Source organism: Caballeronia sp. GAFFF2, from assembly GCF_023631485.1.
Classification (GTDB): domain Bacteria; phylum Pseudomonadota; class Gammaproteobacteria; order Burkholderiales; family Burkholderiaceae; genus Caballeronia.
In genome coordinates, this window is the sequence record NZ_JALQDA010000035.1 from 438372 (window position 1) to 455115 (window position 16744).

General features: G+C 62.7%; 16 protein-coding genes. 5 read left to right on the plus strand and 11 right to left on the minus strand.

All coding sequences use genetic code 11. The features are described from left to right. Positions 1 to 18 precede the first annotated feature (18 nt). From NCT04_RS28125 to NCT04_RS28135, 3 genes are all read left to right on the plus strand, one after another. Entirely contained in the window at positions 19 to 1677 is a 1659-nt protein-coding gene (locus tag NCT04_RS28125) for a GMC family oxidoreductase (protein ID WP_250469083.1), read from the plus strand. 156 nt (positions 1678 to 1833) lie between these two features. Next, positions 1834 to 2751, plus strand: a complete 918-nt coding sequence (locus tag NCT04_RS28130; protein WP_250469090.1) for a LysR substrate-binding domain-containing protein — start codon at positions 1834 to 1836, stop codon at positions 2749 to 2751. Positions 2752 to 3061: 310 nt separating this feature from the next. Next, on the plus strand, positions 3062 to 3952 hold the full coding sequence (locus NCT04_RS28135; protein ID WP_250469092.1) for a LysR substrate-binding domain-containing protein: 891 nt from the start codon (positions 3062 to 3064) through the stop codon (positions 3950 to 3952). A 6-nt stretch (positions 3953 to 3958) separates the two neighbouring features. Here the strand turns inward: NCT04_RS28135 and NCT04_RS28140 are convergent, their stop codons facing one another. The 4 genes from NCT04_RS28140 to fae form a co-directional block, all read right to left on the minus strand. Then, the gene (locus tag NCT04_RS28140) at positions 3959 to 5317 is read right to left on the minus strand and encodes an MFS transporter (RefSeq protein ID WP_502800709.1); all 1359 of its coding nucleotides are present in this window, start codon (positions 5315 to 5317) and stop codon (positions 3959 to 3961) included. A 100-nt stretch (positions 5318 to 5417) separates the two neighbouring features. Then, positions 5418 to 6857, minus strand: a complete 1440-nt coding sequence (locus tag NCT04_RS28145) for an NAD-dependent succinate-semialdehyde dehydrogenase (RefSeq protein ID WP_250469094.1) — start codon at positions 6855 to 6857, stop codon at positions 5418 to 5420. Continuing rightward, positions 6854 to 7891 carry an aldo/keto reductase gene (locus tag NCT04_RS28150; protein WP_244829807.1) on the minus strand — a complete coding sequence of 346 codons (1038 nt, stop codon included), beginning with the start codon at positions 7889 to 7891 and terminating at the stop codon, positions 6854 to 6856. The genes NCT04_RS28145 and NCT04_RS28150 overlap by 4 nt, the downstream gene beginning before the upstream one ends. A 10-nt stretch (positions 7892 to 7901) precedes the next feature. Then, on the minus strand, positions 7902 to 8414 hold the full coding sequence (fae, locus tag NCT04_RS28155; protein ID WP_244829806.1) for a formaldehyde-activating enzyme: 513 nt from the start codon (positions 8412 to 8414) through the stop codon (positions 7902 to 7904). Positions 8415 to 8634: 220 nt separating this feature from the next. Here fae and NCT04_RS28160 point away from each other — a divergent pair, with 220 nt between their 5' ends. Further along, positions 8635 to 9417, plus strand: a complete 783-nt coding sequence (locus NCT04_RS28160; protein WP_250469096.1) for a phosphatase PAP2 family protein — start codon at positions 8635 to 8637, stop codon at positions 9415 to 9417. A gap of 27 nt (positions 9418 to 9444) precedes the next feature. On the opposite strand, the gene NCT04_RS28165 is transcribed toward NCT04_RS28160, so the two are convergent. The 7 genes from NCT04_RS28165 to NCT04_RS28195 form a co-directional block, all read right to left on the minus strand. Then, positions 9445 to 9786 carry a zinc ribbon domain-containing protein YjdM gene (locus NCT04_RS28165; RefSeq protein ID WP_244829803.1) on the minus strand — a complete coding sequence of 114 codons (342 nt, stop codon included), beginning with the start codon at positions 9784 to 9786 and terminating at the stop codon, positions 9445 to 9447. 111 nt (positions 9787 to 9897) lie between these two features. After that, entirely contained in the window at positions 9898 to 10542 is a 645-nt protein-coding gene (locus NCT04_RS28170) for an HAD family hydrolase (RefSeq protein WP_250469098.1), read from the minus strand. A gap of 28 nt (positions 10543 to 10570) precedes the next feature. After that, the gene (locus NCT04_RS28175; RefSeq protein WP_250469100.1) at positions 10571 to 11440 is read right to left on the minus strand and encodes a hypothetical protein; all 870 of its coding nucleotides are present in this window, start codon (positions 11438 to 11440) and stop codon (positions 10571 to 10573) included. A 45-nt stretch (positions 11441 to 11485) separates the two neighbouring features. Continuing rightward, positions 11486 to 12151, minus strand: a complete 666-nt coding sequence (locus NCT04_RS28180) for a TerD family protein (RefSeq protein WP_244831020.1) — start codon at positions 12149 to 12151, stop codon at positions 11486 to 11488. A gap of 68 nt (positions 12152 to 12219) precedes the next feature. After that, positions 12220 to 13245, minus strand: coding sequence for a DUF475 domain-containing protein (locus NCT04_RS28185; RefSeq protein WP_250469101.1), 1026 nt, complete (start codon positions 13243 to 13245; stop codon positions 12220 to 12222). 37 nt (positions 13246 to 13282) lie between these two features. Continuing rightward, a complete protein-coding gene (locus NCT04_RS28190; protein WP_250469103.1) occupies positions 13283 to 14044 on the minus strand; it encodes a VWA domain-containing protein in 762 nt (253 codons plus the stop codon). A gap of 14 nt (positions 14045 to 14058) precedes the next feature. Further along, on the minus strand, positions 14059 to 15150 hold the full coding sequence (locus NCT04_RS28195; RefSeq protein WP_244829791.1) for a toxic anion resistance protein: 1092 nt from the start codon (positions 15148 to 15150) through the stop codon (positions 14059 to 14061). A 278-nt stretch (positions 15151 to 15428) separates the two neighbouring features. On the opposite strand from NCT04_RS28195, the gene NCT04_RS28200 reads away from it, so the two are divergent. Further along, a complete protein-coding gene (locus tag NCT04_RS28200) occupies positions 15429 to 16742 on the plus strand; it encodes an MFS transporter (RefSeq protein WP_250469105.1) in 1314 nt (437 codons plus the stop codon). Positions 16743 to 16744 lie beyond the last annotated feature (2 nt).

Genomic DNA, 16744 nt, shown 5'->3' on the forward strand with positions numbered 1-16744 from the left:
TCACCGGAATACTCAAGCATGGAATTCGATTACATCATCGTGGGCGCGGGTTCGGCGGGCTGCATTCTCGCCAACCGTCTGACGGAGTCGGGACAGTATTCGGTCCTGCTGCTCGAAGCGGGCGGCGAGGACGCGTCGTTCTGGTTCAAGGTCCCGGTCGGCTTCACCAAGACCTACTACAACCCCGAATACAACTGGATGTACTACAGCGAGCCGGAAGCGCAGCTGAACGACCGCAAGCTGTATTGCCCGCGCGGCAAGGTGCAGGGCGGCTCCGGCTCCATCAACGCGATGATCTACGTGCGCGGCCAGCCGCACGATTTCGACGACTGGGCGAAAGCGGGCAATCGCGGCTGGAGCTTCAAGGACGTGCTGCCTTATTTCCGTCGCGTGGAATCGCATCCGCTTGGCAACACGGAGTATCACGGCGCGAACGGCAAGATCCGCGTTTCGCCGATGAAGGACGACGCGCATCCGATCTGCCAGGACTTTCTGCAAGCCGCGGAAGAAGCGGGCTTTCCGCGCACCGACGACTTCAACGGCCCGAAGTACGAAGGCGCGGGCATCTACGATGTCAACACGCGCGACGGTCAGCGTTCGTCGAGCAGCTTCGAGTATCTGCATCCGGTGATGGAGCGCGGCAATCTGAAGATCGAGCGCAACGTGACGGTGCGCCGCGTGTTGTTCGACGGCGCGCGCGCCATGGGCGTGCTCGCCTCGCGTAATGGCCAGGACTTGCAGTTCCGGGCGAAGCGCGAAGTGATTCTCTCGGCGGGTGCCGTCGATACACCGAAGCTCATGCAACTCTCCGGTATCGGCGAAGCGGAGTTACTCGCGAAGCATGGCGTGACGCTCGTGCATGAGCTGCCGGCGGTCGGCAAGAATCTGCAGGACCATCTGTGCGTGAGCTTTTACTATCGCGCGACGGTAAAGACGCTGAACGACCAGTTGGGTTCGCTCATCGGCAAGGCGAAGGTGGCGCTGCAATATCTGATGACGCGCAAGGGACCGCTCGCCATGAGCGTGAACCAGGCGGGCGGCTTCTTCAAGGGCGCCGACGACGAGCTGGAGCCAAACCTGCAGCTCTACTTCAACCCGCTGTCGTACCGCATTCCGAAGAGCAGCAAGGCGCAACTCGAACCGGAACCGTACTCGGGCTTTTTGCTGTGCTTCAATCCGTGCCGTCCGACGAGCCGCGGTTCGGTGGAAATTGCGTCGGCGAAGGTCGAGGATGCGGCGAAGATCCGCATCAACGCGCTGACGACGGCGAAGGATATCCGCGAAGTCATTCAGGGCAGCAAGCTCATTCGCCGCATCATGGGCACGAAGGCGCTGCGCCAGGTCACGGCCGAGGAAATCTCGCCGGGACCGGGCGTGAAGAGCGACGAAGACATGCTCGCGTATTTCCGCGACCAGTCCGGCTCGATCTATCACCTGTGCGGTTCCTGCGCGATGGGTCCGGACGCGCGCACCTCCGTGGTCGACGAGCGTCTGCGCGTGCATGGCATCGAGGGTTTGCGCATCGTCGATGCATCGGTGTTCCCGAACATCACCTCCGGCAACCTCAACGCGCCGACGATGATGGTCGCCGAGAAGGGCGCGGACATGATTCTCGAAGATTCGCGTCGTGGGGTGGTCGAGGCGTTGAAGCCGCTCGAACTTCCCGTCGCCGCATGAACGAAGCGGGTCTAGGTTGCGCGCCGCCGCCGGTCGGATAACCGGCATAATTTGACTCGATTCGTAAAATGCTGCCAAAGAGCGGCACGACTGGCGTGAAGCGCGTGTTAAATGCGCGCACGTCAGACGAGACAGGAGACAGTTTTGAAGCGGAAGATGCCCGCCCTGAACGCGCTCAGGGCTTTCGAAGTGGCTGGCCACACCGGTAGTTTCACGCGTGCGGCGGAAGTGCTGCACGTTACGCAAAGCGCGGTGAGCCGTCAGGTTCGCCAACTCGAAACGCAACTCGGCGAAGCCTTGCTGCTGCGCCGTCATCATCATCTGGAGTTGTCGGCCACGGGGCGCCTGCTGCTGCAGGCGCTCAAGATGTCGTTCGATCGCATCGAGCTGACGGTGCGCAGCATTCAGGAGAAGACGCATCTCAAGCGCTTGCGCATCAACGTGCCGCCGACCTTCGCGAGCCGCTGGCTCATGCCGCGCCTGCCATCCCTTCGTGCTGCCGCGCCTGAAGTCGAAGTCACCCTGACCACGCGCCGCACCGACGAGCTCGTCGAATCCGGCGCGCTCGATTGCGCCATTCGCTTCGGCAACGGCGAATGGGCCGGGCTCGACAATCAATTGCTGATGAACGAGCGGCATGTTGCCGTGTGCTCGCCCGAATTGCTGGGCGAGCGCGCGACGACCTCGGTGGACCTGAATGCGTTCACCTTGCTGCATGTGCTTGCAAGCAACGATCAGCGCTATCTCACATGGCAACACTGGCTGAACGCGGCGGGCATCGACGATGTCGATACCCACGACGGCTACGAATTCGACCTGCTCGATCATTCGATCCATGCGGCGGTGGATGGCATTGGCGTCACCATCGCGGATCGTCACATGATCGCGCCGGAGCTTGCGCGCGGCGCGCTCGTGCCGCTACTGGATGTCGAAGTGGACGGGCATCAGTCGTACTGGCTCGTGACGCGCGCGGGACAGGACGATGCGCCGCATGTCGCGATGTTTCGCGAGTGGCTGCGCGGACAGGTCGACGAGCAGCAGCGATGCTTTGCGCGGATGCGGGCGGCAAGATGAGTCACGAGTTTCCGGGCGCCGAGCTCTTGCGTCCGTCCACGGATAACCCCGGCGGGTTGTAAGCCTGCATCGTCAGATGTTGTAGGCGGGCGTGATTGCCGCATCGCCGAGTGTGAACTAGAACAGCGCGATGTTCTTCGAGTGGCGGTCGGCGTTGCGCACGATTCGCGGCCTGAAGGCTTCAAAACAGGCTCATGCGGATTTTTGTAGCGCTCAGGCTGCGGCGACCTTGAGGTTTGAGCCGCGAAGGCCGGACCCAACCGCCTGTCGACTCGTTACCATAGGAAAAAAACCAATCTAGCGAGACACCATGCGCCGCCTGCCCTCACTCACCGCGCTACGCTTCTTCGAAGAAAGCGCGCGCCACATGAGCTTCAACAAATCCGCCGCCGCGTTGTGCGTGACGCCAGGCGCGGTCAGCCGCCAGATTCGTCTGCTCGAAGACGCGCTCGGCGCGCGGCTTTTCGACCGCGATCACAAAGGCATACGCCTGACCGCGCAAGGGACGGAGTTGCTCGCGTGCGTCTCCGAGGCGTTCGATTCCATTGAACGCACGACCCGCAAGCTCTCGATTTCTCCGAAGAGCGAACGCAAGCGGCTCACGGTGAGCGCGCCGCCGACGTTCGCATCGCGCTGGCTGTCGCCACGTCTCGGTTCGCTGATGGACGCAGTGCCCGACATCGACCTCTCGGTGCGCACCGACGCCACGGGCGAGTTTCAATGCACGATCCGCTTCGGGCACGAGGCGCGGGCGGATCATCGGTCGGCGTTGCTGTTCATCGAGCGGCATGTGCTCGTCGGCGCGTCGAAGTATGCGGGCCAGGACGTCGTGGCGCTGCTGCAACGCCTGCCCGCGCTGCACGTTCTGCACAACGACGCGCGCCTCACGCTTTGGCCGAACTGGCTCGATGCCGCGAGCCTGTCGCGCGGTTTCGCGGAAAACGGCATCGAGTTCTCGACGCTCGATCAGGCGATTCGCGCCGCGCTAGCCGGAACCGGCCTCGCGGTGGTGGACCGCAACATGATCGCGGACGAGTTGCACGACGGCACGCTTGCGCAACTGTCGCCGGTGGAATCCACGGGGCCTTATGGATATTGGCTGGACATCGGGCCGTCGGCTGCCGCGCAGGATCATGTGCAGGCGTTTGCGGAGTGGCTGCGCGGCGAAGGGGTGACAAACGCGAACGCAGCGCAGCCTTGAAGCAGTTCAGTTGCCACTCGCCTCGTTCAACGTCAGATGCTTCGTTTCCGGCGCCCATGCAATCGAAACCAGCATCCCGACGAACAGTACCGCGGCGAGCGCGAGCATCGTTACCTTGACGCCGACGCCCGCAATGCCCAGTGGCAACAGAAACGTGCCGATAGCCGAGCCAAGGCGGCTGCATGCAATCGCCAGTCCGACGCCGCACGCGCGCGCCTCGGTCGGAAAGCACTCGGGCGGAAACACGCCGACCAGGTTTGAAAACGCGGACATGGTCAGTGTGAAAAGCGCGAACGCCGCGATCATCCAGAGCGACGCCGACGATGGCAGCACCGCGAGCGCCAGCAGCGACACGCACGTCACCGCGAACGAGCCGATCAGGAACGCGCGCCGCGATAGCTTGATCGTCAGCCAGATGCCGAGCAACGCGCCTATCACGAGCACGCCGTTGAGCAGCAGATCCGCGCCCGAGCCTTCGTTCAGATCGATCGCCTTGAGGATGCTCGGCAGGAACGTGTAGATCGCGAAATACGGGATCACGAGGCACACGAAGAACGCGCAATTGAAGATGGTGCGGCGGATCAGATCCGGCTTGAAGAGCCGCGCGAAGCCGCCGGGCGGAGCGAAGTGTTCGCCGGCGTCGGCGTCGAGCGTCACGTTCGGGCCGAAGTGCTTGCGCACGATACGCCGCGCTTCATCGCCACGACCGCGGCCGAGCAGCCAGCGCGGCGACTCCGGCGTGCCGATACGCAACACGAGTACGAGAAACGCCGGAATGCCGGCCGAGGCGAGCAGCCAGCGCCAGGCGTCCGGCGAGGCATTGGCGTAATGCATGCCGAGCACGTTCGCAATCACGTAGCCGATCGTCCAGATCACGCTGAACGAGCCGAGCAGGGTGCCGCGATGCTTGCGCGGCGAAAACTCCGCGAGAATCGCGTGACCGACCGCGAAGTCGCCGCCCATGCCGAAGCCGATCAACACGCGCAACGCAACGAGCATCGCGGGCGTGGTCGCATAAAACTGCGCGAACGCCGCCGCCGTGATGATGATGAAGCTCAGCAGAAAAATCTTCTGCCGCCCGAGCCGGTCGGACAGCCAGCCGAATACGAGGCTGCCGAAGAAGATGCCGATCAGCGCGGACGAGCCGAGCATGCCCATCCAGAACGCATCGAGCGGAATCTGCCGGTTCATCGACGCCAGCGCGTAACCGATGGTGCCAAGCGCATAACCTTCCGTGAAATGCGCGCCGAAAGTCAGCCCCGCGATCTTGATATGAAAGCGGTTGAGCGGAACGTCGTCGAGCGTGACGCGGCCGGCGCCAGGCGACGGGGCGAGATGCGCATCGAGCGCATCGGGAATGACGATTCGAGTATCCAAGGGTGTCTCCTCCACTGCATGAATTGCCGCGCGCGTGCTGGTGCGTGCTTGTGGTTATGGCGTGCGCGCGGCGCCGACAGAAGATGACTCAGCGGCCAAGCCCCGCCATCATCATGTATTTGAGTTCGACGTATTCATCGAGCCCGTACTTCGAACCTTCACGGCCGAGCCCTGACTGCTTCACGCCGCCGAACGGCGCGACTTCCGTCGAGATGATTCCCTCGTTGATGCCGACCATGCCGCTTTCCAGCGCCTGAGCGACACGCCACGCGCGGCCCAGATCGCGCGTGTAGAAGTAGGCCGACAGGCCGTAGGGCGTGTCGTTCGCGAGCGCGACGACTTCTTCTTCGGTCGCGAAGCGGAAACACGCCGCGACCGGGCCGAAGGTTTCCTCCTCCGCGATCAGCATCGAAGGTATGGCATCGGCGAGCACGGTCGGCTCGTAGAACGTTCCGCCCAATGCATGCGCTTTGCCGCCTGTCAGCACCTTGGCGCCTTTTTGCACGGCATCCGCGACATGGGTCTTCACTTTCTCGAGCGCCGCCTCGTTGATGAGCGGACCTTGATCGAACGCGCCTTCGAGACCGTTGCCCGCTCGCAAGGCGTGCACGGCGCGCGTCAGGGCTTGCGTGAAGGCATCGTAGACGCCGTCCTGCACGTAGAAGCGATTCACGCACACGCACGTCTGTCCCGTGTTGCGGAACTTCGATGTCATCGCGCCTTGCACGGCGGCGTCGATATCGGCGTCGTCGAACACGATGAAGGGCGCGTTGCCGCCGAGTTCCAGCGAAAGCTTCTTGAGCGTATCCGCGGATTGCTTCGCGAGCAGTTTGCCGACGCGCGTCGAGCCGGTGAACGAGAGCTTGCGCACGTGCGGCGACGCCGTGAGCGTCTCGCCGATAGCCACCACATCGCCCGATACGATGTTGAACACGCCGGCCGGAATGCCCGCCTCTTCCGCCAGCACCGCCAGCGCGAAGGCCGATAACGGCGTCTCCTCCGATGGCTTCAGCACCATCGTGCAACCGACCGCAATGGCGGGGCCGGCTTTGCGCGTGATCATCGCGAGCGGGAAGTTCCACGGCGTGATGGCCGCGACCACGCCGACTGGCTCGCGCGTGACGATGATCCGCGAATGCGGCTTCGGGCTTGGGATCACGTCGCCGTAGCTGCGCTTCGCTTCTTCCGCGAACCATTCGAGGAAGCTCGCGGCGTAGGCCACTTCGCCGAGCGCTTCGGCAAGCGGTTTGCCTTGCTCGCGCGTGAGCAGGGCGGCGAGCGCGTCGCGGTTGGCGAGCATGAGTTCGCCCCAACGCTTGACGCGGGCGGCGCGTTCCTTCGCCGTGAGCGCGCGCCACGCGGGCAGCGCGTTGCTCGCGGCATCGATTGCAAGCGATGTCTCCGCGCTGCCGCCGCGCGCCACGTTCGCGATGACTTCGCCCGTCGCTGGGTTGCGCACGGCATACGTGCTTGCGCTTTCTCGCCACGCGCCGTCGATGTAATGGCCGGATCGTAAAAGGTCGCTCATGCCGCGCGCTCCATGAGTTCGTCGAATGCGCCGCGCGCCTCACGCGCTTCGCGGGCGATACGCCGTCCCGCCGTGTAATCGTTGATGAGATCGCACGGTGTGTAGTTGCGGTCGAGTTCGTGCATTTCGTCGTCGCTGAGATGCGTGTCGAGCGCGGCGAGCGCGCTGTCGAACTGCGCGGCCGAATCCGCGCCAACCAGCATGCTCGACACACCCGGACGGTTCAGCACCCATGCCTGCGCAATCTGCGCGGATGTCACGCCGCGTCGCGCCGCCACTCGCGCCACGGATGCCGCGACGCTGCGCGAAGCGGCATCGCCATACATTTGCGCGGTGAAGAAGTCCGTCTGATTGCGATTCGAGCCGGCGTCGTTCGTCAGCAGGCCGCGCGCGAGCGGACTGAACACCGACACGCCGACGCCCTGATCGATGCAATACGGAATCATCTCGCGCTCTTCCTCGCGATACGCGGCGTTCAACTGCAATTGCATGTTGATCGGCTTGTGCCAGCCGTGGCGTTCGCACGCCTGCACGATCTTGGCGAACTGCCAGGTGTACATCGTCGAGACGCCGATATAGCGCGCCTTGCCCGCGCGCACGATATCGTCGAGCGCGGCCAGGGTTTCTTCGACGGGCGTGTTCACGTCGAAAAAATGCAGCATGTAAATGTCGACGTAGTCCATGTCGAGACGCTTGAGCGACGCGTCGATGCCGTCCATCACGTGCTTGCGCGAATGGCCGCCCGCGTTCGGCGTGCTCGCCATGTCGTAACCGACCTTCGTGGTGACGACGATATCCTCGCGCCGTACGAGCCGCTTCAGGATTCGGCCGACCACTTCCTCGCCGACGCCGGTCGAATAAAAATCGGCGAGATCGATGAAGTTCACGCCGGCATCGAGCGCATGGCGCACGATCGGCTCGCTTTGCGCTTCATCGAAAATCCAGGGCTTCCATTGCGGCGTGCCCATGTTCATGGTGCCGAGACACAGGCGCGAAACCTTGAGTCCGGACTGGCCGAGACGTACGTATTCCATGGTCGTCTCCTCAGCGCTTCTTCGGCGTGTAGAACGGATTCGAGACATCGCGCGCCGCCTCGAACACGGCATGTCGATACGGCAGGCCTTCCATGGCCGCGACGATTGCGTTCCTGCACGCGCGATAGTTGTTCTCGAAGACGGCGTCGAGATCGTCGGTCTTGGGATTCACCCAGTTCGCCGATACGACCACCCACTCGTTCTCCGCCTCGGGCGGCAGCGTGCCTTGTTCGAGCGCTTCGGCCACGGCTTTCGCTATGCCGGCCTGCGATGCGCCCCAGGTCGCGTTGCCGTGGAAGTCGCCGTCGATCGGCGCCTTGTTCACGTAGAGCGTGAGCGGCTTGGTCGGCACGCCGGGCCGTGCGATCACGACGAAGGGCGCGTGCCCGGCCGATGGCGTCGCGAGCGCGGTGGCGAAGGCCTGACCGGCGGGACCGTCGCGCGGACCGACCAGCACGTTGATATGGGCGAGATTCACGCCCGGTCCCTCGAAGCCTTCGCCGATATACAGATTCTTTCGCATGGACTCCAATCCTTTGCGTTACGTTGAGGATGAACCGATTTTGCGGCGGGCGTCGCGCGATGAGGAATCGACGATTTGTCAGCGTGGGTGTGAGATTCAATCAACTCCGGGAGTACCCGTAGGGCGAATCCGAAGCTCGACTTAGTCCGTCCTAATTTCCATCGGCGGCAGGCATGGTAGAACGTCTAGCCAAGTCGAATCAAACGGAGGTTGTCGATCGATGGACTATGCAGGCTTTGCAGAAGCTCACGCGTTGTGGGTCATCGCGTTCGTGCTCGTGGCGGCGCCGCTTGGCGCGGCGCTCGCCTGGAGCGCGTTCGTGCGCGTGCTCGACACGCGCGAACCGCCCACGCAGAGGACGCTCGTCGTGTTCGCGGCGCTGGTTCCGCTTGCATGCGGCGTAATGGTGTTCGCGGCAATCGCGACGCGCGTCGAGCGCGGCGAGGCGTTTTCGAGCGCCGATCAGCTTCTGCTCGATAGCATTCGCAAAGGCGTGCCGCCGCTGGCCGCGCAGAGCTTCGCGCGCTTGACGCATCTCGGCGATCCGCTGTTCCTGGCGTTGTTGTGCGCGCTCGTCTGCGTGGCGCTGGCGTGGAAGCGGCACTTCGGACTGGCGCTCTTTCTGATCGCGACGACGAGCCTGGGCGGTCTGCTCAATCGCGTGCTCAAGCTGTCGATGCATCGCGAGCGGCCCATCGGCGCGCTCGTGCCGTTGCCCGAGAGCTATTCGTTTCCGAGCGGCCATTCGTTCGGATCGATGGTCTGCTACGGCATGTGCGCCTATGTGCTGATGCGCGTCGCCTCGCGCGGCGGCGATGCCCTCATCGTCGCTTCGACCTGTCTTCTAGTGCTGCTGATCGGCACGAGCCGCGTGGTGATCGGCGTGCATTTTCTGACGGATGTCGCGGGCGGATTCGCCTCGGGCGGCGCGTGGCTCGCGTTTTGTATCGGCCTGGCGGAGTTGGCGCGCCGCGTGCCGGCTAGCGGCATGCGGACGAGGTAAGGCGCACCTCGTCCACGACGTGCGCGCTCAGATCTTCTTGACGAATTCGGACTTGAGACTCATGGCGCCGAAGCCGTCGATCTTGCAATCGATATCGTGATCGCTATCGACAAGGCGGATGTTCTTGACCTTCGTACCCATCTTGAGTACGCCGGACGAGCCCTTCAGCTTGAGATCCTTGATGATGGTGACGGTGTCGCCGTCTTGCAGAATGTTGCCCGCCGAATCGCGATAAACCTTCGTTTCGGCTTCGGCGGCGGGAGATTCATCGGCCGACCATTCATGCGCGCATTCGGGGCAAATGAAGAGCTTGCCGTCTTCGTAGGTGAATTCGGAATGGCATTGGGGGCACGGGGGCAGGGCGGTCATGCGGGGTCCTTCGATGCGAACAGGTGGTGCGGAAAGCGGAACGAATAAGCGGAACGAAAAAGCGGGACGAAGTATAGCGGTCGGAGATCGCCTGCCGATTCCCGCGCTGTCTTAATAATGAGTATCGCTCAGGGCTGGCAAGGTCGGCAAGGCGCCGCATCCGCGAATCCATGGAATGTCGGCGGCTTCGGCCATCTCCTTGTCGCCCGCGCTGTCGCCATAGGCATACAAGGTCATTGGGCGATATGCGCCCCACCATGCCTTCAGACGCTCGACTTTCTCCGGCCCCCAGCAATTGGCGCCGATGAACCGGCCCGCGTATCCCGATTCCGTCAATTCCAGTTCGGTCGACAGCACCGTGCCGATTCCAATGGTCTGCGCCCAGAGACGAAGATACAGAGAAGGCGACGCGCTCACGATCACCACCTCGTGCCCAAGCGCCTGATGTTGCCGCACGCGTTCGATCATCTCCGGCCGGATCATGGCCGGCAGGCGCGTGGCACAGAAGCTTTGGGCAGCGAGTTGTAGCGCATCGCGCGAGACGTGTTTCAGAGCGTACTTCAAATACTCGGCCTTCGCGGTTCCGCGGTCGCATCGGCCTATTGCCATGCCTGCCAGCGCCGGCGCCGCCCATATGGCCGATGTGGCGAAACGAATCGGCCCGACGGTGTGCAGCACGAAAGCCTTGAGGCTGTCGCCGGTGGTAATGGTGCCGTCGAAATCGAATGCGGCGACGGTGCGGTGTTGCTTGGACATCGAAGGCTCCATGTAAAACGCTCGTTTCTCAACGCTTGGGCTGCGACCGCGCAGCCAGGGCGGCGGGGAGGGTCACGTTCATCAGTTGATCGGCGCGCGAAAGCAGATCGACAACATCGGTTTCGAACGCATCGACTTGCAGGGACAACAGTTCGAGTTGCTGAAACGCCTGACGCACCATCGCGCGGCGATCGAGCAATGCGCGCGCGGCGCTCGCGGTGTCCCAGGGCTCCGGCAAATCGGCGACGGCGCTCAAGGCGGCAAGACCGATAGCCAGACCGTCGTGCGCTTCCGCGATGTGTTGCCGCGACGACTTCACGCGCGCTGGAAACGAGTGCAACGAAGTCTTGAGCGTGGTCAGGAGGCCGCGAAAATCCAGTTCCGGCGTTTCCGTGCCCAGGTATCGGCCTGTCAGGCGGTCGATCAGACCGGGTCTATGTGCAGCACGCTCGAGCAGGTCGCGCATCAGGCCGGCGCCATCCAGTTCAGCGAAGTCGCGCATCATGCGGGTGAACGTTTCGACAGCCTCGCCGCATGCATGCAACGGCGCTTCGGCCATGACGACGATGTGTTCGAGCCGTGGCGGTACGAGCCGGCGAATCGCGCGTTCGATGCGTGCCTGCTGTCGAGGATACAGGCCGGGAAACTGTTGGCGCGCGCACTCGAAACACTGGTTCAGCAACGGATGGCCAGCTTCTCCGAAGAGCGTCTTTCCCGGCTCGCCCAAGCTTTGCGGTGCGCTCGCGGCGCGCTCCTCGCGCGACACAAAAAGCGGGCGCACGGATGGCTCACGGACGACGTTGCTGCGCGCATCGGGACTGCGGTCGGCTCGGGAATCGTCGACTTGCAACGTGCCCGGTGTGTCCGGGAAGCTCAGCGGTCCGGGTTCACTGGACATTCGCATACTCTTGCCGGTAACGCCACGCCATGACAAATCTCCGTTTCAGGCGCGGTCGACGCGGCCGCCATAAGCGGCGACGAAATCCGCGAGCCCACGGTTGTAGCCCATGCCGACGGCCTTGAACATGAACTGTCCGTCGCGACGATAGAAGCTTCCCACCTGCACGGCGGTTTCCAGCGAGAAATCTTCTTCGAGCGGATAACGGGCGAGCACCTTGCCGGTATCTTCCTCGGAGATTTCGATGTAGCTGTTGCGAACCTGTCCGAAGTTCTGCTTGCGCTCCGCTGCGCGATCGATCGTCACGACGACCGAAATTTCGTCTACCGCAGCGTCGAGTTTTTTGCTGTCGATGAAGATGACTTCGTCGTCGCCACCGCCGCTACCGGTTTGATTGTCGCCGCTGTGCACGACGCCGAGACACTCGGACGACGACATGCCCTTTCGTGGCCATTCGTCGCCGGGCTGGAAAAACGTGGTTTCGCGGTCGAGCGTGCGAATTTCCGTGTTGTAGAAGATGAAGTGCTTCTGCGACAAGAGCTTCGGATTGCTCTGTTCGTCGTATTTGCACAGGAAAACGGAGACGTCGAGGTCGAAGTTGTCGCCGGTATCGGTGGCATTGGCGTCCCACCCCAGGCCGATGCGGAACTTGCTTGCGTGCGGCGCTTCTTTCGACAGGTTGATCCGGCCGCCTTTGGACAGATTGATCATTGACATGGATTACTTGCTCTCGTTTGAAGGTTTTGGATCGCGCCGCGATTCTGGGCGGCGCGTCTGGATCAGGAAGCAGGGTTGTCGGAAGTCGCGTCGCGCGTGACTTCGCGACGTTGCACGATGATCGAACTGACGACCGCAACGCCGATCGTGCATGCGCCGATTAGCCCCGTGACTACTTCCGGAACGTCGACGTTGACGCACAGCATGATTGCCGCAAGCGCGCCGATCGCCCAGAACGCGCCGTGTTCCAGAAAGCGATATTGCGCAAGCGTTCCTTTCTTGAGCAGGATCAGCGTCATCTGACGGATATAAGCCGCGCCCACGCCGAGTCCGAGCGCAATCAGGAAGATGTTGTTGGTCAGGGCGAATGCGCCGATCACGCCGTCGAAGCTGAACGACGAATCGAGTACTTCGAGGTACATGAAACCCGCGACGCCTTCGCGCACGATCCGTTCGCCGGTCGCGTCGCCGCCGACCAGATCGCCGACGCCATGCGCGACGATGAAGGCGATGACGCCGCCGCCGCCCGCCAGCAGAAACGATGCGCGCTCGCCGTCCGGCAACTGGGTGGAAACGAGCGCGATGATGCCGAGCGTCAGCGCCACTTCAATCGCAGAGAGGCGGCCCAGTCGCGCGAAGGGCTTCTCGATGACCTCGATCCAGTGTTCTTCCTTGTCGGCGTTGAACATGAAGCCGAAGAACACCATCAAGAGAAACGCGCCGCCGAACGCCGAGACTTCGTGATGCGCCGAAGTCAGAATGGCGGCGTACTGATCCGGCGCTTCGAGCGCGAGCCTGGCGGCCTGCCACAAGCCGATGCCGCCCGCCACCGCGACGATCAGCAGCGGAAACAGCAGCCGCATGCCGATCACGGCGACCGGCAGGCCGAACGTCATGAAACGGTCGCGCCACTTGTCCGACCAGTTGCGCAGGACGGCCGCGTTGGCCACGGCGTTATCGAGTGAGAGGGAGACTTCGAGCACGCACAGCACGGCCACAAGGATCATGTCCTTCACGCCGCCGATCAGGAATGCGAGCACGAGCGCGATGAACGTCAACGCGAACGGGATTTTGAATTGCTTGATCATGTATTGCTCGAGAGAAAAAATGGCCGGGATGAATCGCTTACTTACCGCGCACCCAGTCACAGAATTCCTCGGTAATGAGTTGCTCGTAGATCGCCTGATCGGAGATGTCGAGCGATTCGAGATGCAGGAAGCCTGCATTCGGCAATTGCTCGGCGACTTCTTCGAGGAAGGCGAATTCGTCGGGATTACCCACGCCGATGAGCGACCAGTAGATCGGGAACTTCTGCGTCTCGCGCAGCAGCTTCCAGACGCGCGCGCGGTCGAAAGCAGGGTTCTGTCCATCCGTCACGAACAGGACCCACACGGGCATGTTGTTGGCGGGTGCGGCATTCGCGACGGTGACGTCGTTCTGCGGCGCGCCGAATAGCCGGCGGAAAAAGCCAGGCTTGTCGTTCGCATCGGGCGCTGCCGCCGCGAAGAAGAAATTGACGATATCCGTCATCACAGGCGCGTATTCCGTCGCGCCCCACTTGCGCACCGACGCATTCTTCATCACCTCTTCGGTGATATAGGCGCCATAGTTTTCGGGCGTCGCCGTTGGCAGGCGGTCGAAGGTGTCAGTGAAGGTCCAGGTATCGATTTCGCCGTTGTCATCGAACTTCATGGCGATGCCAAGCATGCGGTCATGCGTTTCCTGGATGATCCCGGATTCGTACAGACCCTTCGCTGAACCCGAGATGTCCAGCGCCGCCGCTACTCGCACGACGGGCGGACGCGGCAGGCTACGCTTGCTCAGGATGATCGAAACGCTGTCGGCGCGCGCAGCGAGGGCCGGTTTATTGAGGTTGATGATGGACATGCGAGATTTTTCTTTTAGTGGTTACGGTCGTTGAACCGGGCGATGAGATCCTGCTCGAGCTTGCGTAGCCGCGGTTCGTCGGCTTTGCGTTTGCGTTGGCCTTCGTCGATGATCTTTGCCATTTCGTCGAGCGCGGCGAACAACTTCTGCTGCGTGTATTCGAAGGTTTCGGTCGCGATGACGGGACGCTCCGCCAGTCTCGTCACCGCGCCGGCGTTGGCATGCAGCTGGTCGGCCTGCGCGCGTAGCGCCATGTCGGCGGCATCGAATGTGGCGTTCGCGAGGTCGGCCGCCTTCTTCGAACTCAGTTGCTTGATGTAGAGCGAGAACGCGTTGGTCCACGCGGGAATCAACACGGTTTTCGCCGTGCCGAACTTGGAAATGAGCGTTCGCTTGTGATCCTGCTCCATGCGGATCTGCGGCGCGAGTTGTTCGGCCATCAGCATGGCGCGGCTCAAGTCGTCGATTTTTTGCGCCAGTGCGTTTGCGCGGCGACGCGTGTCCATCATGCGTTGCGCGGCGAACGCGTCGCCGGCTTGAGGCTCTTGAGCAAGCGCCACGCGGTACGACTCGAGCGAAGCCTCGCCATGCGCCTTGGCCGCTTCGAACTGGCGGAACGTTTCGTAGTTGTCCGCGTACATCTGATCCAGTTCCGCGATATCGCGGTTCTGCCGGCTCGCCGTGGCCTCCAGCTCGACGACGAGCGTACCGATGCGCTTCTCCACTGAATCGAACTGGGCGAGCAACTGTTCCCGGGTCGATCTGAACATCGACACTAGTTTCCCGGCCAGGCCGCGTTTTTGGATGGAAGCAGGGTCGAGGCCCTTGGCGGTCACGATCAGGTTGTTGAGCAACTCGCCAAAGTGATCGGCGTCGGAGGCACGCGCCTCGGACAGAAGACGCTGCGAAAGGCTGGCGACGCGCTCGCCGGCCGTGGCGCCAAGCTGGTCGATCTGATCGTCCGTGAGTAGTTCGGCCGAGGCTTCGCGAACCGTTTTAGCCGCGTCACGCAGGACCGGCGCCGATGACGGCGATGCATCGCCGCGCGTGTCGTCTGTCGCGAGGTGAAAAGGCTTCGCGTTGCCATCCCCAAAAATGGGCTTCATTTCTCTCTATCTCGTTATTCTAAGTAATGCCAAGCTATGGTTTGTCGATGAACGCCCCCGGCAACCCCGGGCATTGGACGCGCGAAGTAAAGGTTCCGCAAGCCGCAGCAACACTTTGAATCAGATATGCCTGCGGAATGTGCGAGCGCGCTGGCGTTAAAGGATCGATCGTTCTTTTATATTGGATCCAAAATCCTTGATTCATAAAACTTTCTGGTTCAGAATGCCCCTCAGCCGCATCCCGTTTCGCCTTCGAACCGACCGCCCCGGGAGCCACCATGACCGACCAAGCGCAGACCGTCGCCGGCGCATACGCCACCAGCGACACCGCCCGAGCACCATCTAGAACGCAAACCAGTCGCGCCGTCACCGCCGCTGTCGTCGGCAACGTGCTCGAATGGTTCGACTTCGGGACATACGCGTTTCTCGCCACCGTCATCGCCAAGGTCATGTTTCCGGCCGGCGACGAGTTCGCCGCCTTGCTCGGCACCTTCGGCGCGTTTGGTCTCGGCTTCGCGGCGCGTCCGCTCGGCGCGATCATCTTCGGATGGCTCGGCGACAAAAAAGGCCGCAAGTGGACGCTCACCTTCGTCATGCCGCTCATGGCCGCCGCCACGCTCTTCATGGCGCTGATCCCTTCGTATGCGTCGATCGGCATCTACGCGCCGATCCTGCTCATCGCCGCGCGCATGCTGCAAGGCCTTTCGGTCGGCGGCGAGCTTGGTAACGCGGTCGCGTTTCTGGTCGAATGGGCGCCGCAAAACCGCCGCGGCTTCTACGGCAGCTTCCAGCAATGCAGCACGCTAGGTGGCACGCTGCTCGGCTCCGGCGCGGCCGCGTTGATGACCTCGACGCTGTCCTCGCAAGCCATGCTCGACTGGGGCTGGCGCGTGCCGTTCATCATCGGCGCGGTGGTGATCGGGCCGATCGGCTGGATCATCCGCAAACGCAGCGAAGAGACGCCCGCTTTCGCGCAGGCAAGCGATGTCGCGCCGCCGCCGCATCGCGCGCCCGCGCTGCTCGGCTTGCAAGCTTGCGGGCTCGTGATCGTTTGGACGGTCTCGCTCTACACGTTGCTCAACTATCTGCCGTCGTTCACGCAGAAGTACGCGGGCATGAGTTCGTCGGCGGCGCTCTGGCTCAATACGGCGGGGCTCTTCGCGATGACGGCATCCATTCCGTTTTGGGGCGCATTGTCGGACCGCGTCGGACGCAAACCGATCTACGCTATCGGCTGCGTCGCGTTCCTGATCCTGCCTTATCCGATTTTTCACTTGATGCTCGAATACAAGTCCGCGCTGGTCGTCGGTCTCGTGCAGGTGCTGGGCGGCGTGTTGATCGGCATCTTCTCGGGCGTCGGCCCCGCCGTGCTCTCCGAACTCTTTCCGACGAAGATCCGCACGACATGGATGTCGATCGGCTACGGCATCGCCAATGCGGTGTTCGGCGGCTTCGCGCCGGTCATTTCGATCTCGCTCATCAAGGCCACCGGTTCGCCCGTCTCGCCTGCGTACTTCGTGATGCTCGCGGCGCTGCTCTCGACGATCACGGTCGCGACGATCCGGGAAACGGCGCATCAACCGTTGCAATGAGG

Bases quoted from the DNA above. Each gene is read 5' to 3' on its own strand.
- NCT04_RS28125 (WP_250469083.1), top strand. From the start codon at position 19: ATGGAATTCGATTACATCATCGTGGGCGCGGGTTCGGCGGGCTGCATT.
- NCT04_RS28130 (WP_250469090.1), top strand. From the start codon at position 1,834: ATGCCCGCCCTGAACGCGCTCAGGGCTTTCGAAGTGGCTGGCCACACC.
- NCT04_RS28135 (WP_250469092.1), top strand. From the start codon at position 3,062: ATGCGCCGCCTGCCCTCACTCACCGCGCTACGCTTCTTCGAAGAAAGC.
- NCT04_RS28145 (WP_250469094.1), bottom strand. From the start codon at position 6,857: ATGAGCGACCTTTTACGATCCGGCCATTACATCGACGGCGCGTGGCGA.
- NCT04_RS28150 (WP_244829807.1), bottom strand. From the start codon at position 7,891: ATGGAATACGTACGTCTCGGCCAGTCCGGACTCAAGGTTTCGCGCCTG.
- fae (WP_244829806.1), bottom strand. From the start codon at position 8,414: ATGCGAAAGAATCTGTATATCGGCGAAGGCTTCGAGGGACCGGGCGTG.
- NCT04_RS28160 (WP_250469096.1), top strand. From the start codon at position 8,635: ATGGACTATGCAGGCTTTGCAGAAGCTCACGCGTTGTGGGTCATCGCG.
- NCT04_RS28165 (WP_244829803.1), bottom strand. From the start codon at position 9,786: ATGACCGCCCTGCCCCCGTGCCCCCAATGCCATTCCGAATTCACCTAC.
- NCT04_RS28170 (WP_250469098.1), bottom strand. From the start codon at position 10,542: ATGTCCAAGCAACACCGCACCGTCGCCGCATTCGATTTCGACGGCACC.
- NCT04_RS28175 (WP_250469100.1), bottom strand. From the start codon at position 11,440: ATGTCCAGTGAACCCGGACCGCTGAGCTTCCCGGACACACCGGGCACG.
- NCT04_RS28180 (WP_244831020.1), bottom strand. From the start codon at position 12,151: ATGATCAATCTGTCCAAAGGCGGCCGGATCAACCTGTCGAAAGAAGCG.
- NCT04_RS28185 (WP_250469101.1), bottom strand. From the start codon at position 13,245: ATGATCAAGCAATTCAAAATCCCGTTCGCGTTGACGTTCATCGCGCTC.
- NCT04_RS28190 (WP_250469103.1), bottom strand. From the start codon at position 14,044: ATGTCCATCATCAACCTCAATAAACCGGCCCTCGCTGCGCGCGCCGAC.
- NCT04_RS28195 (WP_244829791.1), bottom strand. From the start codon at position 15,150: ATGAAGCCCATTTTTGGGGATGGCAACGCGAAGCCTTTTCACCTCGCG.
- NCT04_RS28200 (WP_250469105.1), top strand. From the start codon at position 15,429: ATGACCGACCAAGCGCAGACCGTCGCCGGCGCATACGCCACCAGCGAC.